15 protein-coding genes are annotated in these 23,316 nt (G+C 38.9%); 4 read left to right on the top strand and 11 right to left on the bottom strand.

From position 1 onward, the window contains the following. Window positions 1-57: 57 nt before the first annotated feature. Both AC6I5C_RS01060 and AC6I5C_RS01055 read left to right on the top strand, forming a co-directional pair. On the top strand, window positions 58-585 hold the full coding sequence (locus tag AC6I5C_RS01060; RefSeq protein WP_497903534.1) for a hypothetical protein: 528 nt from the start codon (window positions 58-60) through the stop codon (window positions 583-585). A gap of 113 nt (window positions 586-698) precedes the next feature. Beyond that, window positions 699-2,768: a M13 family metallopeptidase gene (locus AC6I5C_RS01055; protein WP_497903533.1), complete on the top strand. Its 2,070-nt coding sequence runs from the start codon at window positions 699-701 to the stop codon at window positions 2,766-2,768. Window positions 2,769-3,089: 321 nt separating this feature from the next. Here AC6I5C_RS01055 and AC6I5C_RS01050 read toward each other — a convergent pair whose 3' ends face one another. From AC6I5C_RS01050 to AC6I5C_RS01015, 8 genes are all read right to left on the bottom strand, one after another. Continuing rightward, window positions 3,090-3,776, bottom strand: a complete 687-nt coding sequence (locus tag AC6I5C_RS01050) for a tetratricopeptide repeat protein (RefSeq protein ID WP_497903532.1) — start codon at window positions 3,774-3,776, stop codon at window positions 3,090-3,092. A gap of 461 nt (window positions 3,777-4,237) precedes the next feature. Then, a complete protein-coding gene (locus tag AC6I5C_RS01045) occupies window positions 4,238-6,823 on the bottom strand; it encodes a T9SS type A sorting domain-containing protein (RefSeq protein ID WP_497903531.1) in 2,586 nt (861 codons plus the stop codon). Between the two features lie 370 nt (window positions 6,824-7,193). Next, window positions 7,194-8,021, bottom strand: coding sequence for a T9SS type A sorting domain-containing protein (locus AC6I5C_RS01040; RefSeq protein ID WP_497903530.1), 828 nt, complete (start codon window positions 8,019-8,021; stop codon window positions 7,194-7,196). A 372-nt stretch (window positions 8,022-8,393) separates the two neighbouring features. Continuing rightward, window positions 8,394-11,324 (bottom strand): T9SS type A sorting domain-containing protein, encoded by a 2,931-nt coding sequence (locus tag AC6I5C_RS01035; protein ID WP_497903529.1) that lies wholly within the window; start codon window positions 11,322-11,324, stop codon window positions 8,394-8,396. A gap of 331 nt (window positions 11,325-11,655) precedes the next feature. Next, window positions 11,656-14,559 (bottom strand): T9SS type A sorting domain-containing protein, encoded by a 2,904-nt coding sequence (locus tag AC6I5C_RS01030; RefSeq protein WP_497903528.1) that lies wholly within the window; start codon window positions 14,557-14,559, stop codon window positions 11,656-11,658. A gap of 977 nt (window positions 14,560-15,536) precedes the next feature. Continuing rightward, a complete protein-coding gene (locus AC6I5C_RS01025) occupies window positions 15,537-16,241 on the bottom strand; it encodes a response regulator transcription factor (protein ID WP_497903527.1) in 705 nt (234 codons plus the stop codon). Further along, on the bottom strand, window positions 16,238-17,635 hold the full coding sequence (locus AC6I5C_RS01020; RefSeq protein WP_497903526.1) for a sensor histidine kinase: 1,398 nt from the start codon (window positions 17,633-17,635) through the stop codon (window positions 16,238-16,240). Before AC6I5C_RS01020 ends, AC6I5C_RS01025 begins: the two co-directional genes overlap by 4 nt. 161 nt (window positions 17,636-17,796) lie before the next feature. Beyond that, window positions 17,797-20,100: a M28 family peptidase gene (locus AC6I5C_RS01015; protein ID WP_497903525.1), complete on the bottom strand. Its 2,304-nt coding sequence runs from the start codon at window positions 20,098-20,100 to the stop codon at window positions 17,797-17,799. A 112-nt stretch (window positions 20,101-20,212) separates the two neighbouring features. On the opposite strand from AC6I5C_RS01015, the gene AC6I5C_RS01010 reads away from it, so the two are divergent. Beyond that, entirely contained in the window at window positions 20,213-20,680 is a 468-nt protein-coding gene (locus AC6I5C_RS01010; protein ID WP_497903524.1) for a CBS domain-containing protein, read from the top strand. Window positions 20,681-20,993: 313 nt separating this feature from the next. On the opposite strand, the gene AC6I5C_RS01005 is transcribed toward AC6I5C_RS01010, so the two are convergent. The 3 genes from AC6I5C_RS01005 to AC6I5C_RS00995 are packed head-to-tail and all read right to left on the bottom strand — an operon-like array spanning window position 20,994 to window position 22,787. Next, entirely contained in the window at window positions 20,994-21,689 is a 696-nt protein-coding gene (locus AC6I5C_RS01005; protein ID WP_497903523.1) for a hypothetical protein, read from the bottom strand. A 49-nt stretch (window positions 21,690-21,738) separates the two neighbouring features. Next, a complete protein-coding gene (locus AC6I5C_RS01000) occupies window positions 21,739-22,089 on the bottom strand; it encodes a hypothetical protein (protein ID WP_497903522.1) in 351 nt (116 codons plus the stop codon). Window positions 22,090-22,142: 53 nt separating this feature from the next. Beyond that, on the bottom strand, window positions 22,143-22,787 hold the full coding sequence (locus AC6I5C_RS00995; protein ID WP_497903521.1) for a spermidine synthase: 645 nt from the start codon (window positions 22,785-22,787) through the stop codon (window positions 22,143-22,145). Between the two features lie 192 nt (window positions 22,788-22,979). Between AC6I5C_RS00995 and AC6I5C_RS00990 the strand changes: the two genes are divergently transcribed. Further along, window positions 22,980-23,312 (top strand): single-stranded DNA-binding protein, encoded by a 333-nt coding sequence (locus AC6I5C_RS00990; RefSeq protein WP_497903520.1) that lies wholly within the window; start codon window positions 22,980-22,982, stop codon window positions 23,310-23,312. Window positions 23,313-23,316: the final 4 nt, after the last annotated feature.

Raw genomic sequence — 23,316 nt, 5'->3', positions numbered from 1 at the left:
AAGATTAGATTCGCTATATTTGTGACCTGATTTTAATTAGGTTAATAGCTACGAAATATGCAAATTCTAAAAACAGCCTTGTTGTGCTGCACTGTTTTTTTGGCGGTTTCATGCGGAGGCGATTCTGAAACGCAAACCGTAATTGTAAACGAGACGAAGGTAGACCCCAACCAAATTACTTCCAAGGATATTGAAGCTCTTGATTTTACCGATTATATGCTCAATTCCAGTTCGCAGACCAAAGTGGCCGATTGGGAAAAATTACACGAATTGAATACCCAAGCCGACTTCCTGAAAAAAGGGGACTTGTCGTTTTTTGCGGGATCAGATTCTATTGTGAAGGTGTTTGTAGGAGAGTTTAAGGCAGGAATTCCGGAGTCAGTAAAGACCAATGTGATCCAGGCAAGGGTGACCGCTTTGGAAACTAAATTGTTAAAGTTGAACGGCGCTACTGAATTGGATAATGTGTCTAAGAAAGAGTTGCTTCAGGATATCAAGGAATTTTTGGAAGCCTTGGCCAATCTTAATCTTCAAATCAACAAAAAATTTGAAAAGGATGCCAATAATGTGGGCAGACCTGAGTAAACTTTTGGAAGAACTTCAATTTTAACATATAAAGTTCTGTTAATATGTAACAAATGCAATTTCAAAACTTCTTATATAACTAATTTTAACCCTATTTTTTTAACTATTTATTTATGAATACCAATATGAAACATGTATTGGCAGTGTCTGTACTAAGTTTGGCAGCATTTACTTCTTGTAAAGAAGAAGCCAAGGTTGGGGAGACTGCTATGGCAGAAGAAAAGGTTCCAGGAATCATTCTTGAGAATATGGACCCTTCTGTAAGCCCTAAGAATGACTTTTACAATTATGTAAATGGTAATTGGATGAAAAATACCCAAATACCAGATGACGAAACAGGATGGGGAGGGTTTACACAATTGAGAAAAGATACAAGACAAGATGTCCTTGAAATCGTGAATACTTCTAAAGAGTTGGGAACTTATGCAGAAGGAACTGACCAAAAGAAGGCGCTTTTAATTTATGAAACCGAATTGGATACTGTGGCGCGTAATGCTGCAGGAATTGCACCAATTCAACCTTTATTGGAGGCTATTAACGGTATCCAATCTTTGGCAGATATGCAAACGGTGTATGCTAAAACTACAGGTGTTGCCGCTCCTTTTGTAGGGATTGGTGCTTCTGCCGATTTGAACAACAGTTCAATGAACATTGCTTGGGTAGTACCAGGAGGTTTAGGTTTGCAACGTGATTACTATTTAGATCAAGATGCGAAATCTCAGGAAATCCGTCAAAAATACGTAGCGCACATTGCTAGAATGTTGCAGTTCATTAACTATGATGAAGCCACTGCAAAAGCTGCTGCCGACAAGATTTTGGCTATGGAAACCCAATTGGCAGAGCCTAGATTGGATAAAGTAGCAAGACGTGATGCTAGAAACTTTAATAACCCAACCACCTTTGCTGATTTGCAAGCGATGACTCCTGCTATCGATTGGGCTAAGTTTGTTAAAGATATGGGAATTGAAAAGTCTCTTGATACTGTAAATGTAATGCAGCCTAAGTACATGGCTGCTGTTCAAAACTTCTTGACGACTACTTCTATTGAAGATATCAAAACTTTGATGGTTTGGGAAACTTTAGATGGTTTGGCTGGGTATTTGACTACCGGAATTGAAAGAGCTAACTGGGAGTTTTATGAGCAAACGTTGAATGGTGCTAAGCAAATGCAACCAGCTGACGAGCGTGCTTTGGGTACTGTAGACCGCGCTGCTGGTGAAGCTGTAGGGAAATTGTATGTAGATGCCAAGTTTCCACCAGAAGCTAAGACAAAAGCTGAAGATATGATCCGGAACGTGATTACTGCCTTCCAAAACAGAATTACAGCCTTGGATTGGATGTCTGCCGAAACTAAGGAAAAAGCCGTTGAGAAATTGGGTAAAATGACCATTAAGATCGCTTATCCAGATGAGTGGGAAGATTATTCTAAAATGGCCGTTAAAGAAGGTAATGGTTATTTCCAAAACATGATGGCTGTTGCAGATTGGTCTAACCAAAAGAATCTTTCTGAAATTGGAGAGCCTGTAGATAAGAAAGAATGGGGAATGTCGCCACAAACCGTGAATGCATACTTCAACCCAATGAACAACGAAATTGTGTTCCCTGCGGCTATCTTGCAACCACCTTTCTATAATTTCGATGCGGATGATGCTGTAAACTACGGTGGTATTGGAGCTGTAATTGGTCACGAAATCTCTCACTCTTTTGATGATTCTGGATCACGTTTCGACGGGGATGGAAACCTTAAAAACTGGTGGACAGAACAAGACTTGGAAGAGTTTACTAAGCGTGGTAACCAATTGGCAGAGCAATACAGTGCTATTGAAGTATTGGATAGCGTGTACATTAACGGTGCCTTTACTCTTGGTGAAAACATTGGAGATTTAGGTGGTGTATTGGGAGCTTATGATGCCCTTCAATTGGATATAGAAAAGAATGGTAGACCAGAGAACATTGACGGATTTACTCCAGAGCAACGTTTCTTCATGTCTTGGGCTACAGTTTGGAGAACTTTAATGAGAGAAGATGCTTTGAGAACCCGTATCAAAACAGATACGCACTCTCCAGGTCAAGTAAGAGCTACACAGCCATTGAAAAACATCGATGCGTTTTACGAAGCTTTCGACATCAAAGAAGGTGACCCAATGTATGTGGCACCAGAAGATCGTGTAAGAATTTGGTAAGACGAAAGTCAAACAAAATTTTATAAAAAAGGCGTTGGGATGTTCCAACGCCTTTTTTGTTTTATTGTAATTCGAACATGTCAGTTCGAGTGAAATTCTTGTAAAGGATTTTGTATCGAGAACTAAGGAATGAATCTCCAAGACTTCTCGATACCGTTGTTCTTCATTCCATTCTGAACACCTACTCGAAGTGACTATAGGTTATTTGTCATTACAACGAAGTAGGAATCTAGTTGCTGTTAAATAGATTCTTCATTGCGTTCCACTTCATTTTGAAACAGAAGATTCGACGCAGTCAATGACAAAGTAGGTTTCTCCTTCTTACGACTTCGGCTGTCTAGATAACAAGGCATCCTTGGCCAATTGGGCCAATTTAAAACTTGGGTCTACTACCAAAGCGTGGTTTAACAAAGCAAGAGCACTTTCAACATTTTCATCTTTATTTTCATTGAATACCAAAATGCCTTTTAGGTATAAAAATCCTGCTTTTAAAGAAGCTTGGTAAGGTGGCTGAGATTCGTAATAGGTACGTTTCATATCTTCTGTGGCATTAGCCAATCCATATTCTACACTGGTTTTGGCGCCCGCAAGATCCTGAACCTGCATTTTTAGGTCGGCAATTTCATAAGCCAAATATGGATTAGGTTCTTTAGCAAATAAGACTTCATAATGTTCCAAAGCTCGCTGTGGTTGGTTGATGGCTTTAAGGGCAATAGCCTTTACTTCGGTGTTGAGGTTGGAATCGTTTTGGTTTTTATCAATTCCAATAGTGTTTAAAGCTTCCATATAGCGTCCCTCGGACACGTAAATGTAGGCTAGGGTGTCTTTGCGTGATTGGGTAGGCTTGAGCACGTCCAAATGTGTTAGGGCGTTAATCACTCCTTGCACATCCCCATGTTCTTTCATTTGTTTATAATAGGCTTCGAAGTGTTTGGTAAGTTCGGAGTTGGTTTGGGCATTTAGGCCAAAACTCGCCAATGCCAAGACCATAAAAAATCGTTTTTTCATAGTTTCAAAGTTTAGGTTCTAAATCTATAAAAATTCAAAGGATATTCTCTTAAAGAGATGCTAATAATTTAAGGTTTGTTTGAGGGGTATATGTAAGTTTAAATGGCTTCTCGATACGATTGTTCAGCATTATCATGCCGACCAATCACCAACCTGCGGCTTGCAGGCTCGAAGTGATGGAAGGTATTCCAGTGTGGTTTTAAATGAGTGGTAGAAACGTCAGTTCGAGTGAAATTCTTGAAAAGAATTTTGTATCGAGAACTATTGCTAAGAACATAATCTATCTTACTATTGAAAATTGACTACAAAAAAAAAGGGCAGCCAATGGGCTGCCCTTTTTTGAAGAGTTTTGTGAGAGTTAATCTATAAACCATAAAAATATGGAAAGGCTTAAGGCTAGATATAAAACGATTAAAAATAGCTGTAACCTGTATTTATAGATATATTTTCCCATAGAAGAATTACTCTTTAATAATCTTGATGGTTTTCTCTGCTCCGTCAATGTTTACTTTAGCGAAGTAGATACCGTTTGGTAAGGGACTCATGTTTACGGTAGACATGGTGTTGTTACCAGCAATGGCCAATACTTTTTGACCTACAACATTGTAGATGGCAACAGATGAAATCATATTTGGAGACTCAAAGGTCAAGGTGTTTTTTACCGGGTTTGGATAATACCTAAAGCCTTCAAAGTTTACGTCTGCATCGCTTAAGGTAGCATCTGGATAGATATAGAAGGCATAGGTGGCTGTTTGTTGGGAATGCACATTTATTAAATAAGTAGACCCCGCCACAAGCTGTATTGCTTTTTCGCCTGTTCCATTATTACAATTGGTAAGACCTGATACGTAGGTTGCATCTACCGAAGCACAATCGTCTGTATCGTAAATGGTGTAGAACGTGTTGTTGCCTACGAGAATGTCAAAGTTAAAGTAGTAAGTTCCGCTGTTTTCCGCAGTGAAGGAATACCATACATCTTCATAATAGCTAGCTGCACAGGTTAATTCTGCAGAGTGGTAAGCATTTGCAGTAGTTGCAGAAACCACATTAAAACTTCCCGAGGCATCTGAAGCTTGAATGGCAATAGCGTTGCTACATTCGTCATTGGCAATCGCTTCAGGAAGTTTGTAAGCGCAAAGCTCGAAGGTTTTTCCAACGGTAACGTCGTTGTCCTCACCTTCGGATTGTACCGGAATGTAATAGGTGTTTCCTTCGGTTAAATAGATAGAGAAGTTAGAATTAAAGTCACACTCGTTTGTAAGTTCTGTAAGTTCACCACAGGTACCACCGTAAATATTGATTCTTTGGTTTATCTCCTCATTAGTGTTGGTAAGGGAGATGTTATGGTATCCTGAGGTAGTGGGCGTAAAGCTGTACCAAACATCTTTGTAATCGGCATTACATGTATTATTTGTGGAGTGTGTAGCCCCGTAGGTAGCTCCAGAAACAGCATTGTCACACGTATTGTTTGTGGAAAGGGTTAATGGAAGCGCCGAGGCACATTCGTCGTTAACCGGTGCACAGTAATAGATGGTAGACGGTGCAATGGAACATCCTAAATCACTTGTAATTTCAATAGTTACAGGAGTTCCTGAAGCATAAGGACCAAAAGTTACTTGTCCTAAAGCGCCAAGGTCTTCGTCTTGGTAGGTTCCCCCATCACTTAAAGTTAAGGTAGTGGCGTTACCCATGGAAGTCACATCTACCGTTACCGAAAACTCTTGGTTGTCGCAATCTGCTACAGTGGTTAAGGAAGCAGCAGGTGTAATACAATCATTAGTGGTAATGTTAAGATTGAATTGGCTATTGGCAGTTGAGGAGACTCCAAAAGAACCAAAAACGAAATAATAGGTGTTACCTCCAGGTAATACCACATCATTTAGGTTGATATCATTAAACACGCCATCAACAGCAGAGCCTGTAGTGCCAGATGCAATACAAGTGTCTGCTACGCCAATACAAGCATCCAAAACAAGAAGGGTTAGTTTTTGGTTTTCCACATTGGTAATAGCAATGTCAAGGGAAGTGTCTTCTGTTGTAGTAAGCGCATACACCATATCGGTGCCAGCAATACTGTAACCTGCTTCGTAGCAAGGAACGCTTTCGTAATCATCTGAAAAAGGATTTAAACTTACGGCCGTTTGGTTGAAATTTCCAGTACCTAGGTCAATTTCAATAGGGTGGCTACAAACATCTCCCAAAAGAGGCGCTTCCTCTGTTGTGAAGGTTTGAACAGTACAGTCGGTAGCCTCACCTGCATTGTTGTACGGGGTGATAGTTACATAGTAGGTAGTAGCATATTCCAAAGTATTGGAGAAGGTAAAGGAGGTGGCACTGCCCATATCGGTGGTTGCCACTACAGAGTCATCCTCAGCTGATAGACCAACCGCTATAGTATAGCCACTAGGGCTTCCTGTTGCATTGTTCCAAGTAAGGGTAGGCATATCTATACTTACATTGCTAGAATCGGAAGTTAAGCTAGCATCACAATTAGGGATTGTGGTTAATCCTTGGGTTATGTTGAGGTTGTCTATTGCATATAAAAGTAAAAAGGATGTATTGGATATGGTGTATGTTACTTTAAATTGAAAAATATCACCATTTGGGACCTCAGAGCCATTAATAGTAAAAGACATGGCTTGGCAAGATCCATCGTAGGTATAGTTGGAGTCATCAATAGTTTCCAAAACCGTCCAATTGGTACCACCATTTGCGGTGTATGAGTAGACTACTGTTCCCCAGTTTTCTAAAGGTGTTGATGGATCACTGAAATTATCTGATCCTACAATTTTATGAATGAAACTGATGTTTATATCTGTTCCATCAGATTCTTGTTCTGGAGTTGTTAATATTTTAGTTCCATTTGAACTTGCTGCATAGAATAAAGATTTTGTTTCACAAACTACATAGGGAAATGCAGAGGCATTATTATCCCATCCAGAACCGGCCCAAGAAGGTTTAGAGCCATTAAAATCTTCGCTAAGAAAAACTTGCGAGTAGGTTATCAAACTACAGAGTAGCATGAGGAAAAGGGTAACTTTTTTCATTGGTGTTACTTGTTAAAGGTTAAAAAATGTAAAAATGTGTAGTTAGTGGTTTGTGTTACTGTTGTGTTTGTTTAAGTCTTTTATTGAGCAAAACTATACCCTCAAAATTATGGGATGTTTTTTAGGGCAGAAGGTTTTAAAAGCTAGGTTAACCTTTAATTAACGTGGTGTTTTTTTATAGCATTTAGAGATACTAAAGGGAATTTATACCAATAAAAAAGGGCAGCCAATTAGGCTGCCCTTTTTAAAAAGAGTTTTTTGAGGGACTTATTTTACATACCATAAAAATATAGATAGGCTTAAGGCTAGATATAATACAATTAGAAATAGCTGTAACCTGTATTTATAGATGTTTTTGCCCATAGACTAACTACTCTTTAATAATCTTGATGGTTTTCTCTGCCCCCTCAATGTTCACTTTGGCAAAGTAGATACCGTTTGGTAAGGCACTCATGTTTACGGTAGACATGGTGTTGTTACCTGCAGTTGCCAATACTTTTTGACCTACTACATTGTAGATAGCTATAGAAGAAATCATGTTTGGAGACTCAAACGTCAAGGTGTTTTTAACTGGGTTTGGATAGTATCTAAAGCCTTCAAAGTTTACTTCTGCATTGCTTAGTGAATTTGTTTGAGAAATGACAAGATCATCAATAGAGGCATAAACGTAAGTTAAGGAAGCTACATTTTCAATGTTAAAAGTGCCTCTAAATTTAAAATCTGCGTTTAGGGGTAAGTTAGCCGCTTCAATAGTGTAAGAGGCTGAATGGCATGCTTCATTATAACTGTAGTTATCATCATTTATGGTCACAATCTCATTCCAATCCGTCCCATTGGTGGTGTATTCAAAGATTAGGGTTCCCCAATCAGCTGCTGGGGCTGTTTTTGCACCTGTGCTTAAGTTCATTGCTACAATTTTATAATTGAAAGTCACGGTAGCATCTGTGCCTGTGCTGGCGGTAGGTAAATTTTCTGTAGTAAAGCTCAAGGAGCCCAGACTGCTACCGGCCGTATAAAATGATCTTTCATCACAGATGAGATAACTATAATTGGGGACATTAGAGGTAGTTTCAAAATCTCCAGTCCAATTTGGAGGCATGTTACCTGTTAGATAAGAGTTGAAATTTTCATTAATATCAATTTGCGAGTAGGTAATCATGCCTGTAAGTAGCATGAAGAAAAGGGTAATTTTTTTCATTGGTGTTACTTGTTAAATGTTTAAAAATGTAAAAATGTGTAGTTAGTGGTTTGTGTTGACGTCATGTAAGTTTAGGCCTTGTATTGTACAAGACTTCAATCTCAAAATTATGTTTTCATTCTTTTTGGGTAAGGGTTGTTAAAGGAGGTTAACCTTTATTTAACCTGAGGTTTCTTTTGGCAAATAGGATAGGGGAGTGAATAGATTTATTCTCAATAAAAAAGGGCAACCTATTAGGCTGCCCTTTTTAAAAAGAGTTTTTGCGGGACTTATTCTACATACCATAAAAATATGGAAAGGCTTAAGGCTAGATATAATACAATTAAAAATAGCTGTAACCTGTATTTATAGATGTTTTTGCCCATAGACTAACTACTCTTTAATAATCTTGATAGTTTTCTCAGCTCCGTCAATATTCACTTTAGCAAAGTAGATACCGTTTGGTAAGGCACTCATGTTTACGGTAGACATGGTGTTGTTACCAGCAGTAGCCAATACTTTTTGACCTACAACATTGTAGATAGCTACAGATGAAATCATGTTTGGAGACTCAAACGTCAACGTGTTTTTAACCGGGTTTGGATAGTATCTAAAGCCTTCAAAGTTAACATCTGAATTGCTTAATGAAGCATCTGGGTAGATGTAGAATGAGTATGTATCTGTAGTTTCAGTACCATGTACGTTCATTAAATATGTAGATCCAGCAACTAATTCTACAGCGTTTGCTCCAGTGTTGTCACAAACTTCAGAAAGACCAGTTACAATACCTGCTGTTGCTGTGTCAGCACAGTTGGCAGTGTTGTACATTTTATAGCTTGGAGTCCCTGATGACTGCGTAAAGTTAATATTATAAGTACCGGTGCTTTGAGCGGTGAAGCTATACCAAACATCAATTGATGATGTGGTGCCACATTCTAATTCAGGAGAGTTTTTGGCATTTGCTAAAGAACCTGTAATGGTGTTACTACCACTCATGTCAGACTCTGCGACAACCATAGCATCACTACATTCTGATTCATCTGGGTAGATGTAGAATTCGTATTCTCCATTTGCATTGTTATGATGCGCATCCATTAAGTAAGTATTGCCAGCTACCAATTCTACTGCTTTTAATCCTTTGCTGTTACATGTGGTTAGCCCCTCTACAAGTCCGGCGGTTGCTGTGTTGCTACAATCGTCTGTATCATACATAGCAAAAGTTGGGAAAGTAATGTTTAACTGTGAAAAATTAACGTAATAAGTACCGGTTGTTTCTGGCGTAAAGCTATACCAAACATCTATATAAGTGGAGTTTCCACATTCCAATTCTGGAGAAAAATAAGCATTGGCCAATGCGCCACTTATGGTGTTGCTCCCATTTGCATCAGACACCTCAACAACAATGGCATCGCTACATTCTGTGTTCACTTCACCGTCTGCAGCCATAGTGGTACAAATTTCAAAGGTTTGTCCAGTTGTTTGGTAAGATCTCATCATGATGTAATAAGTTGTTTCAGCGGTAAGCAGTTCAGTAAGTCCTGTTGTATGATTACAATCAGATTCTAAAGCCATTGCGCCGCAAGAGCCACTATATAATGAAATATTAACTGATCCAGAAATATTTTGTACTGCGAAATTGTAATATCCAGTTTCTGTAGGCGTAAACGTGTACCAAACATCTATGGTGTTAGCAGCGCAATTGTTTTCTGAGGAAAATGTAGCAGAATGGGTATAGCCAGCAGTTGCATTAGTACAAGTGTTATCTCCAGAAAGTGTTAATGGTAATGCACCAGAGCATTCATCATTCAAAGGGGTACAATAGTATACAGTTGATCGGGTAATACTGCAACCTAAATCATTAGCGATTGTAATGGTTGGTACAAAGCCAGATTCGTAAGGGCCAAAAGTAAATACACCAGTACTAGAAGCGGTTTGGTTTGGATGAATACCGTCACTAAGGGTTAAGGTAGTTGCATTTCCAAATTGAGTAACATTTACATCCACCGAATACTCATAATTGTCACAATCTGCTACCGTTGTTAACGTAGCTGCAGGTACAATACAGTCATTGGTGGTAAGGGTTAAATCAAAGGTACTGTTTGGAGAGTTGACACTGTTACTTGAAATTACAATATAATTGATGGTATTTGCGTAAAATGCTACATCTGTCATGTTAATATCTGGATAGTCATCACTAGTAAGAGATTGACCCGTTGCAACACAATATTCTGCAACATCTACACAGCTGTCTAATACATGTACAGTTGTACTTCTACCGGCAATGTTTGTTAAGCTGATATTAACTGAAATGTCTTCAAAAGGGGTAATGGCATATACAATGTCTCTTCCTCCAATATAAGTGTTGGAACTACAAGGAGATGTACCATAGTCATCTTCATATCCATATAAATCAACTGAAGTGTTGTAGCTTCCACTCTGCATGTCAATTAAAATTGGGTTAGAGCAAACATCTCCTAATAGCGGCTCTTCTTCTGTTGTAAAGCTAGCTACCGTACAACCAGTAGCATCTCCAAACTCGTTATAAGGTGTAATTAATACATAATAGGTGGTTTCAAACTGAAGGTTTGGCAATTGATATGAGGTAACGTTGCCAACATTAGTAGAAGCCACAACGGTATAGTCGCCTTCTATTAAACCAACCGCAAGTTTATAACCTGTTGGGATTCCAGTTGCATTACTCCATGTAATTGTTGGAGACATTACAGAAACATCGGTTGTTGGAGATGTTAAAGCAGCGTCACAGTTTGGTACCGTTGTAGCTGCTTGAGTAATGGAAACATTATCAATACCTCCAAGTAAAAATACTGAAGGTCCTGTGCCAGATGTGGTTACAGTGTTTAAAGTAGCTCTAAATTGAAAGCTACTTCCGTCAGGTACCTCTGCTCCAGCGATAGTTGTGCTGTAATTGGCACATGTTTCAGAATAGGTGTAATTGGAGTCATTGATGGTGGTTAGGGTTGTCCAAGTTGTACCATCGGTTGTGTATTCAAACACGAATGATCCCCAGTTCGCAACAGGAGCATAAGGAGGTCCAAAGTTTGAAATTTTATAATCAAAACTTACAGTAACATCGGTACCATTAGAAGTGGAAGCAGGTGAAGTTGCTGTGGTAGATCCCCCAGCCGATCCAAGTGCTTGTAGGGCTGCGTTGCTACATGCAGCATTAAAGCCGTCGGCAATGCTGAACTGATACCAGTCAGATGTCCATCCACCTGTACCTGAGTCAAAGTTTTGAACAATACTAATTTGTGAGTAAGTAATTATACTACAGAGTAGCATAAACAATAAGGTAACTTTTTTCATGTGTTTAAAAGTTAAAGGTTAATAATAATTTATTGTTGTGTAATTGGTTTCTTAACGGTTGTAGTTTTGCTGTTTGTGGTATAAGTACTACGCGCTAAATATATAGCACACTTGTTTTGGGCGTAATTTTATGAAGCTGTTTAACCTTAAATTAACCTCTGGTATATTTTGTTAAATAAAAAAGGGCAGCCAATTGGCTACCCTTTTTAAAAAGAGTTTTTGCGGGATTTATTCTATATACCATAAAAATATGGAAAGGCTTAAGGCTAGATATAACACAATTAAAAATAGCTGTAACCTGTATTTATAGATATGTTTTCCCATAGACTAACTACTCCTTAATAATTTTGATTGTTTTCTCTGCTCCGTCAATGTTCACTTTGGCAAAGTAGATACCGTTTGGTAAGGCACCCATGTTTACGGTAGACATGGTGTTGTTATCTGCGGTTGCCAATACTTTTTGACCAACTACATTGTAGATGTCTACAGATGAAATCATGTTTGGAGACTCAAATGTCAAGGTATTTTTCACTGGGTTTGGATAGTATCTAAACCCTTCAAAGTTTACATCTTCAGTACTTAAGGATGCGTCTGGGTAGATGTAGAATTCAAAAGTAGCTGCACCTACAGAATGCACATCCATTAAATAGGTGATTCCAGCAACCAATTCAACAGCTTTGTCAGTATTGCTATGACAGCTAGAGCCAATTCCAGGAACATACTCATCGTCTACCGTAGCACAGTCACTACTGTTGTACATAACGTAATTAGCAGAGCCTGTTAGCTGGGTAAAGTCAATATGGTACGTCCCTGTATATTCTGGGGTGAAGCTATACCATACAGCCACATTATCATCGCTATAACATCCAGATGCAGAATAGTAGGCATTTTCTGTTGTACCTGTCACGGTAACACTTCCAATTGCATCAGTTTCTGTTACTACTTCGGCGTTGCTACAATTGTAGTTAGCTGGAGCTCCTTCTGGCATAAATACGCATAGGCTGAAATCGATTCCAGGTAATGATTCTTCAGTAGCTCCAAAAGAGGCTACAGAAACATAATAATCTGTACCAGCTGTTAAGCTAACTAAGGCGTCTAAGTCGTTATAGCAACCAACAAGTCCTGTTAAAGTGGTGTCTCCACAGGTTCCAGTATACACATTGAAATTATAATTGTTGGTACCACTAGGAGATAAGCTTGTTATATTGAATTCGTACTCTCCTGTTACAGTTGGCGTAAATACATACCAAACTTCTTTATAATTGGTGGCAGTTGTACAGCTGTAAGAGTATCCAGCAGAGTGTGTCGCCATATGGGTAGTCCCGAAAGCGGCATTATCGCATGTACTGTCTGTAGAAGCTAAAAGTACCGTTGCATTTGTACATTCATTATTTAAAGGTGTACAGTAGAATGTAGTTGTTGGCTCAATAGAACAGCCTAAATCACTAGTTATCTCAATAGTTACTGGAGTTCCAGAAGCATAAGGACCAAAAGTCACTTGCCCTAAAGTGTCCAATTCTTGGTCTGGATAGGTGCCGCCATCACTTAAAGTTAAGTTTGTAGCGTCTCCAAAATAAGTAACATTTACCTCTACGGAAAATTCTTGGTTGTCACAATCGCCTATTGGAGTTAAGGTTGCAGAAGGAATAATACAATCATTAACTGTAATATCTAGGTCGAAAAGGCTGTTGTCTGTAGTGGAAGTGCTGTTGGTTGAAATTACTAAGTAATAAATACCTGGGGTCAATACAACATCGTCCAAAATAATATCATAATAAATATCATCGGTAGCACCATTGTCACTGTCATATCCAGTAGTTCCAGATGCAATACAGCTTGTAGCTACATCTACGCAGCTGTCCAAAAGATACATTGTGGTTCTTTGGTTGTGGTTGTTGGTGAGTTCAAAATTTAAAGAGACATCGTTTAAGGCAGCAAACGTGTAAACCATTTCATTTCCACTGATGGAAGCTCCCGATCCTGCGTTACATGGTGCTGTACCATAATTGTCTTCATATAAATTTAAACTTATTGCATCAGCTGAATAGCCCGCTTCAATGTCTTCAATTATGATGGCGTTGTCACAAATAGCTCCTGCTATCGGTTCGGCTCTTGTAACAAAGCTGTAAACTGTACAGTCTGTAGCATTTCCAAATTCGTTGTAAGGTGTAATCAATACATAATAGGTGGTTGAATAGTCTAAAGTGACAGGTACTTCGAAAGAAGTGGTATTGCCAGCGTCAGTAGAAGCAACCACTGTATAATCACCTGCTGTGTAACCCATAGCGATATTATAACCAGTAGGGTATCCTGTTGCAGCACTCCAAGTAATTGTTGTGTTGATTTGTACTTCTGTAGTCGCAGATGTCATAGCTGCATCACAATTTGGTGCCACAGCATCTACGGTTGTAAAGTTGAATTCTGTACAAGAGGCTGTACCGATGGCATTATAAGGGGAAATTAATACATAGTAAGTGGTGCCATATTCCAAATCGGTTAAAGCATATGATGTTGCGGTTAATGCATCGGCATTGTCAACTATGTCATATACGCCCGATTCTGTTCCAACGCTTACGTAGTAGCCAGTAGGTAATCCTGTAGCCTCACTCCAAGTAATTGTCGTGTCTACAAAAACGTCTGTGGTTTCCGAGGTTAAAGTCACATCACAGTTTGGAACTTCTGTAGCGGATTGTTGAAATACTAAATCATCAATGGTGGCGCCAGTAATTCCTGTTGTATTAACTAAATTAAATGTCCCTCTAAATTGAAAATCACCACCGTCTGGTAAGTTGGCGCCATCAATTGTATAAGAAGCCGCCTGACAGCTACCATTGTAGGTGTAGTTGTCATCATCAATAGTGCCAATTACGGTCCAATCTGTACCATTGGTAGAGTACTCAATAGTAAAGGTTCCCCAATCGGCTGCGGGAGCTTGGGCAACAAAATTTGCATATTGAACAATTTTGTAATTGAAGGAAACGGTAAGGTCTGTTCCGTTTGAACTACCTGCAAAATTTTGGGTGGTAAAGGTTTTTGTTCCGGTAGCGTTATTGGCCCCGATAAAGCCTGGTGTGCCGCATCTCTGCCAACTGTTAAAAAAACTTCCGCTTGTTATGGTAAAATCTCCAGTCCAATCTGTTGGCACTTGACCAGTGTTAAAGTCTTGTTGATAAGAAATCTGAGAGTACGTAATCAAGCTACAAAGTAGCATAAACAAAAGGGTAACTTTTTTCATGTGTTTAAAAGTTAAGGGTTAATAAACTATAATTGTGTAATTGGTTTCTAAAGGTTGTTATGTCGTTTTATGGTCGTAGAAACAGTATGGTCTGTTTCTGCCATGGGGTCATTCTTGATGGTATTTTATCCTGTTATTTTGATCGAGAATGGCTTGCGCTCTCAGCTGTTTACTGCGTTTTAGGCCAAAAAACATTTGGTAGTTAGTCAAACCTAAAATTTGAAATGTAGGAAAAATCAATGGCATTAGCTGTGTTTTTAATTATATGATAAAGTATTCTTAAAAATATGCGATACTTTGTGAGATTAATTAAATAATTAATCCATTAACCTTAATTTAACTTAGAGGTGTTTTTTGTAAGGATAATTATACGTATGTAGGATTAATGATTCTGCGGATTGGTTTTCTGTTTTTAAGCCTTTGTTGGTAGCTTGAATTACAGTCCTAAGGCGAGACTTCCTTTCATGGTGATAACTTACTTTTCGTGATAATATTGGGCATCTTACCTATGTAAACATCTAAGCTTTTTCCTGAGAAAAGTTGATGGTATTCCATATATATAGATAAGGGGATGAGGAGGATGCTACTTTTTAATAGAGAATTTTTTAACTCCAAGTAGTAGTTGCCAATAACAGTGATGTTCTGGTTGCTGCCTTAATGCATTGTAAATTGTTGTTGTTCCGAAGGCCTGAAAATGTTTTGTGGTACAATCTAAATTCCTCTGCTCATATGGTTTTGTAATGTAGTCGTAGAAGCCTAACTTTAAGCGTTTCATTCTGCCTTTTTGATTCTGGAAACCGTTTAATTAAAGAAAAGATATTTTAGGGTTTACCTGTGCTATTTTGGGTAAAGGTTACCCAATCATTTTGTTCACGAGCACAATCAATGGCAGATATAAAGGGTTGGCGTTACATAGTTTTAAACCCGCTTCGTTATTTTTGGCTGTTCTATTTTAGGTTATAAAGTTTGTCTGTGTTCTAAGCCTGTGTTGGTAGTTGAAATTCCAGTCCCAGCCCACGGATACTTTTAATATTGATCTCGTCATCTTCATTAAAATACTTGCGTACCTTACTGATGTATACATCCATACTTCGGCCAGAGAAAAAATCGTTGTTGTTCCAGATTTTGGTAAGAATATCCTCCCTACGTACCAACTTGTTTTTGTTGTTGTAAAGGAAGTAGATCAACTGGGCTTCCTTTTTGGTGAGGGTATGGGTAGTGGTGCTACTTTTTAAAAGGGAATTTTTATAGTCGAAACGGTAGCTCCCAATAGAGATGATGTCCTGGTTGCCATATTCACGCATTACAAACTGTTGCTGTTCGGTACGTTTGATGATGTTTTTAAGGCGTAATATAAACTCTTCCGGATCGAAAGGTTTTACAATGTAATCATCAGCTCCCAACTTAAGCCCTTTTATTCTGTCTTCCTTGGTTTTACGCGCGGTTAAATACAAAAATGGCATTTCGGGGTCAACCTGCGTAATTTTTTTTGCCAAGGTAAAGCCGTCCATTTTGGGCATCATCACGTCCAATACACAAATATGAAAAGTGTTGGTGTTGAACAGCTCAAGGGCTTCTTCGCCATTTTTGGCCCATTCCACATTGAATTTGTTACTTTGAAGGTACTGTGTTAACATACCTCCAAAATCGTGGTCGTCTTCTGCTAGTAGTATGTTTTTCATTGGTTAAAAAGTATTATGGTGAATTCTGTTCCGTTTCCTTTACTGCTGGCTACCGAGATTTTTCCAGAATGTGCCTCGATAATCTGGTGGGTGTAAAATAATCCTAATCCCAATCCTTTATAATTGTGGGTATCCTGTTCGCTGACACGGTAAAACTTGTCAAAGATGAATCGTTGGTATTTTTTAGGGATGCCAATACCATTGTCTTTAATTTTAATGAAATGCGTGCGCTCTTTCGGGATATAATCGTAGTATAAGCTTACAGCCGTGCTGCCATATTTCACAGCATTGCTCAAAAGGTTGTTGATAGCGGTGCTTATGTAAAATTTATCGGCAGAAATTAGGATGGCGTCCTTATGTATGTTCGTAGTTATGTCAATATCTCCTTTGAGGCTAAGTTTAAAGTCGTCTACAGTTTCCATCAAAAACTGTGGCATGTTGAAAATTTCTTGGTTGAGTTCAATGTCTTCATAGCCCAAACTGGTATTGAGGACTTGATCTATAAGTTTTTGTAACCTTAAATTTTGACGATTGATAACTTCCAGAACACTATTGTTAAAAAGACCACTGTACTTGGATGCTTCGTTGTTCAGGTTTTTAATGGCAATGGTCAAGGTGGATAGTGGTGTTTTGAGTTCGTGGGTAATATTATTGATGAAATCCGTCTTGATATCGGCCAGTTTTTTTTGTTTCAAGAGACTATTAATGGAATAAAATAAAATGCCTGTTACAAACAAAAACAATAGGCAAGCCAACAGTAGCAGACCCGACATTTGCTTTATTAGATATCCGCTCCAACCTGTTGATTCAGACATGAACACTTTGGTTTTGAATTCAAGCATGTAGGTGTAAGATTTTCCATTGATGTCTGCAACAAGACCTTTGGTAAAGGTTGCGTTATTGATAAGCTTTTGTTCACTGTTTTCTGTGGGTTTATAAGGCGTCCCTAACAATAGTAGGGTACTGTCCTTTTCAGAATAAATAGTTTCGGAATTTCCCAAGGTGTCATGAAGAACAATGGCTATAAGTTTTTTTTGTACCGAGATATCTACAGGGATCGAATATTCTGCAAAGCCTTTGTTGATTTCTTCTAGAAAATAGGGATTTAATGAGGCTGACTTTTGTTGAAGGTTAGTGATCACCTCTTCTTTGGAAATTTGTTTGTTTTTATAGGCCTGGGCTTGTTTTATGGCGTCGTTTCGCAATTCCCAAAGTAAATATTCAACAGGTTCCGAATTGTAAATTTGGGTAAAAATGCTTTGGCTTTCATATTGAGCCGTAGCTCTTTTCAACTGGTAGGTATTACGGATCAAATACCCTTGAATGGCAGTAAGTGCCAATAGGGTAAAAATAGAAGCCGCAATTAATAATTTTGTCTTGTTAACCAGTTTCATGGTCTTAAAATTATGTTAACAGAGAAAGATGAGCTAGGTAAATATGTTGCGTTAACGTTTTATTAACATGGAGTATTCTCACATAAAAAACAATTTTATTGATTTTTCTTCAGCAATATTTCGATTATCGTGTAAGATTATTTGTATAAGAATAAAAACTCTCAATTTAAAATAATGGTCCCCTTGACCATCACTGCGTCATTGTTAACAAATGGTTTCGGGATCATGCCGGCAGGCCGTTGGGGCATCTTAAATAAAGGGTTGCTGGGGAGGTCGAAAGAGACTTCCAAATAGTCTAGTATCAACGGTGTACCCATTGGAATGGTGAGTTCTATATCCATGAAATTATCGTCCACAACCGAGTAGGCAAATAGTTGTTGCCCTAAACGCTCTTCCAAGACATATCCATTGTGTTTGGTGTTCTTAAAATCGTAGCCATTCATTTTAAAATCAATGAAATGTTGGGTGGAGTCTGCAAATAATACCAATTTGTGAGCTCCGCGCTGCGGCGCGATGAATAGTTTTATATGGCGTTCCTCTCCAACTAGTGAATCTTGTAAAATATCTATATGAGGTTTTGGAACCGGTTTTACATCGGCATTGTTCACATAACTTATTGGTGTGCCATATTTACTACGGCTGTTAAAATTTGAAAGCGAGTCGTTGGCTCTTGGATTGTCAGACAGGAAGGTTTTGGTCCAAGCATCCAATTGTTGGTCGTAAGTGGCCCAAAGAGCTTTGCTGCTATCGATATCCAAAAAGTAGATCAAACTATTGGGTTTAGGGCGTTCCTCGTTGAAATCGGAATTTATATGGGCATAGATAAAACAGCCAATGGATACTATAAATAGAAAATAGGCCCAACGGTTTTTATATCTGGAAAAACCAAATACCGAGATGCACAGGGAAAAGATTAGGGATATCAGTACAGTGGACGCAACTAAAAGTTTTAGTCCCAAACCTACGGGAAACATTTTAACAAAGGGTACCAAGATCCAAATGGTTGGGAAAAGCAGGAGTGCCATTAATAAAATGTTCGGACGTTTTTGGCGTACCAAAATCCATAAGCTGATCAAACCAAAAAATACGGGAAAGATAAAGAAGCTGGCTCCCTTAAGGTAAATGGCTACAAGGGTGCAGATAATCAGCCACAGGAATAGCGGAGGTACAACCAAACTGGCCGTGTTCTCGGGTTTATAGACTTTGTTGTATAGCCACATACATATGGCCGTTGCCATTATAGAGAATGCCAAAATATAGGTGTGCCCGTTATAGGTAAACCCTTGGAGGATTTCATTATATTGAGGGTAGATAACCGTTAGCACCTTCCAGCCACCAACGCCTATAAGTCCATTCAATAAAATGGCGGCCATACCGGGAATAAAACCTATGGCCATGTGTTTGGAGTTGAGCATGCGTTTTTTCAAGCCGTAAAATACCAAGCCTAAAAACAAAACGATAGCCACAATAAGCATGGGGACAATCCAAGCAAAGGGATAGCTTATGGTTTTAAATAAAGGGATGTTTAAATACACATCGTCCTCATCGCTTTTTAAATCCGTTAAGTCAGCATCGGCGAAGTAATGGAGTAAAGGCATAAGGTAGCTACCTTGGTGCTCCAAGGAAGATCGGTCCAATCTTTCAAAAGTGTCTAAGGCCGTATGGTAATCGAAATGATCATCTATAAAGGCAAAGTTGAATCCGTCAATATTACCATCTTCCCTAAAACTGGTCAAATCGGTGTCGTTTGGAAGTTTCTTATAAACACTATAGGCAAGGGAATTTGCCACGGGGTATTGGGGGTTAGCTGCCACAAAATCTTTCAGCAGTTTATGGTTGCCGCCATTGGTTTCCACCAACATATAACTTGGTCCGCCACTTCCTCTGGATTCAAAATTTAAAACCAAGCCCACATCTTTTGCCCAAGTATGCTCGTTTACAAAAAGTTCGGCGCCATTGAGTCCTAGCTCTTCGGCATCGGAAAGCATTACAATGATATCGTTCTTAGGTTGTTTTCCTTCATGTAGAAAAGCCCTTAGACCTTCCAAAATGGTTACCACACCAGAACCCGCATCACTGGCTCCCAACGAGGAATGTGGGTTGCTATCGTAATGTGATAAAAGCAATAGTGCTTTGGTACTGTCGGTTCCCTTAATGCGGGCCAAAATGTTTTTGGCCTTGGTGATGCTTCCCCATTTTTCATTGTGACTGTAACCTTCCTGAATTTCGGTTTCCAATCCCAAGTTTTTCAGAACAGTTACAATATAGTCTCGAACCCTTTGGTGTTCGGGAATGCCAACATAATGAGGCTGTTTTGAAATTTCTTTGAGGTGTCCCAAAGCCCTGTCCGTAGAAAATTCGGTATCAGTCGTTTCCAAGCCAGAAATTGAAGTGGGTTTTAGGGCCAGAAAACTCCAATAAATGGCCAAAAGTATCAGTGCTAAGGCGATGATTTTTTTTAGCATGGGAAGTAATGTTAGTTAGTTCTTCTTAAATGTACTGAATATTTTGCTAAAATTCACTTTAGGTTAAATGACTTAAATTCAGTAAATTTAGAAGGAATTAAAATTTTAGGTTATGGGTATTAAAAGTTTTCAGGGGTCACGAAAGCAGCAAAGTAATATGGTAGAGGAGACCCCATTTAGGGTTAGAGATTTCATGAGTACAACATTAATTACGTTTAAGCCAGAGCAGTCTGTAGAGGAGGTAATCAAGGCTTTGATTGCCCACAAGATTTCGGGGGGACCTGTTGTGAACGACAATTATGAGCTGGTTGGGATCATTTCGGAAGGGGACTGTTTAAAGCAGATTAGTGACAGTAGATATTACAACATGCCAATGGCGCAGGACAATGTAGAAAAACGCATGATTAAAGATGTAGAAACGATAGATGGCAATATGAACGTATTTGACGCCGCCAAGAAGTTTTTGGAGTCTAAAATGCGCCGTTTCCCCATTATAGAGGACGGCAAATTGGTAGGACAAATAAGCCAAAAGGATATTTTAAAAGCAGCCCTTCAACTGAAAGGGCATAATTGGAAATAAAATTAAATGAACGTTATACAATCACGCTTTAGTTGGGTTTGTTAAACATGTGCAGCGATAGGTTTTGGGATCGCTGCATTTTTTTTGAGGGTGATTTGAGTTGTCACGTACTTCTCGATGTAATTGTTCTTTGCTGTATCTAGAACATCATAGATAGTGGTTATGGATTATTGTCATTCCGACGCATGAGGAATCCCTTGGTCTACAATAGATTCTTTATTACGTTTCACTTCATTCTGAATTACAAAAAGTAAAAGGATGCGATGTGTATTTGTATGGTTTTTTTCAATCTCCCTTACAACGGAATTGGTTTTTAAGACCGGTTTTCAAGGGCCTCGGGCAAATCGGTGATGATCAGTTTTTGTTTGCCTTCGCTTTCAAGCGACAATATTTTGGAATAGGGGAAGCCTTCAATGGGTTCGGTAAAGCTTTTCCATTTGGCAATTCCTGATACGGTGATGCGTTCACCTACTTCTATGATCCCTTCACTATAGCGCAATTGTTTGTTGAAGCCCAATAGGCCTGTGCTTTCAATATTGTAGCGTCTTAGCAAGGCTTCAAATTTTGGTGTTGGATCGTTGAACATTCCAGAGGCGGTGTTCTTGTCGTGCACTAAATAGGTGACATAGTTTTTCGGGGTATGGGAAGGTTTGATCATGACCATTTCGCCTCGATAATCCACAAAAAAATCGTGAAATTGTTCATCATGAATCAAGGTTTTCCAATGCGAATGTTTGCCGCTGCTCTTCTTCTGTTCAATAGTGATGCTATAGAATACGCAATCGCGTTTGCTTAAGGGGGCTTTAAGCGGTGCATTGGCATGCAGGGCCTTTCCTGAAATTTTCACCAGCTCGTTGGTTCTGATACTCCCCATGGTTTTGTGCGGTATTTTGGCTAGGGCACGAAGAATGACCTTTTTCGAACTGAAATAGTAGGAACCCAAACCAATGCCAGCAATAATTACAAGGGCTATAATGGCAGGGACAAATGATGAAGCTAATGCTATCATAAAAGGGAGCTTTTATTAATAAGTAGGAAAACGGCTTAAAATGTTACAACTACTGTTCGCGTTTTACCAAGGCATAAAAGTCGCCCTCAAGTGGAAGGTACCCTTGATCGTACACAAAATAATAGACCTTGCCGGTTTTGGTGGTGTAAATGCTGGTAATGTAATTAAAGTCGAAGCCTTTTTCAATCAACCGTCCTTTGGATGCCGTAGATTTTTGCTCGGGATTAAGTTCTTCTAAAACCCTATAATTTTTGCGAAGCTTGTTGTTGGTATTCCTGATTATGTTTCTAACGTCCTTATTAACCTTATTGTTATAACTGTTTCGGCAGGCATCGCTACAGAATTTTTTATCCACTCTTCCGCGGATAGTATCTCCACATTCTGGACACGCTTTTTGCATAATACAATGGGTTGGTTGCGTATACAATATAGGAAATATTCATTTATAATAGATTATTGGGTTTGGGCCACTAGCAGGGTATTGGTCCCATTTACTTTTTGAAGGGTGTTAACCAAAAAGCCATTGGCTTCCAGAAGTGAAATAATAGGGTGTAAGTTTTCTGAGTTGGAAGCATGTAAAGCTGCATTAAAAATAATGGCTCCTTGTTTGGAATGTGATTTTAGGAGAGCCTTCCAAAAGGAGAGCTCCATAAATTGTGATGGCATGTGAGCATCAATGTAAAGGTCTACAATAATGAGGTCGAACCTACTTGTGTTTTCAAATACAAATTGTTGGGCATCGGCGCAAACCATACTCAAAGTAGGGGAGTTGTAATGCTGAAACTCTTTTTGGGCAATGGCAATGACTACGGGGTCAATATCCACGGCAGTAATGTGCTGTTGAAAGTTGAAATCGTTGCGAAGTGTGTCAATCACACTGCCGCCACCAAGACCCAACAACAAGCAATTGGAGATGGAATTTAGGTTGATATGCTCTAAACCGAACTTTAAAATTTCCTGTAAGGAACCATACGAATAGTTGGCATTTTTGGTGTTGAGGTATTTTTTGCCATCATACCAGGTTACCTCCAACTTTCCACTGTATTGGGAAGGCACTTTTTTACTTATTGGGTAGAGGTAGCTTAGAAAGCGTTTCATATTGCTAAAAAAGCTGCAAATATAAGGGTTTGTGGGGGATAATTATCCGTGTACAAACGACTACAAACGTTTACAAACGACTATAAATGCGTAACTACCGACTAATTTTGAAGAGGTTAACAATCTTTGTCCTGTTGAATTGAACTAATGAAATTCAATAGTATTAACTGTTTAACCTTAAAATTTAAAATTATGAATGCACTTAGAAACAAAGTACAGTTGATTGGAAGATTAGGACAAGATCCTGAAATTGTAAATTTTGAAGATGGCAACAAAATGGCGAGATTCTCCTTGGCGACTGATGATAGTTATAAGGACAAAAAAGGCCAAAAAATAGAGCGCACCTATTGGCACAATATTGTTGTGCGAGGTGGCCTTGTAAAGGTGGTGGAAGGCTATATTACAAAAGGGCAGGAAATTGCCGTAGAAGGTAAACTTACCAACCGTATGTGGGAGGATAAGGAAGGCAAACGACATTATGCCACGGAAATCCTCTGCAGCGAATTGTTGATGTTGGGGAAGTAAGCTC

This window comes from Mangrovimonas sp. sgz306409 (genome assembly GCF_059735265.1).
This window is presented reverse-complemented; position numbering and strand designations above follow the sequence as displayed.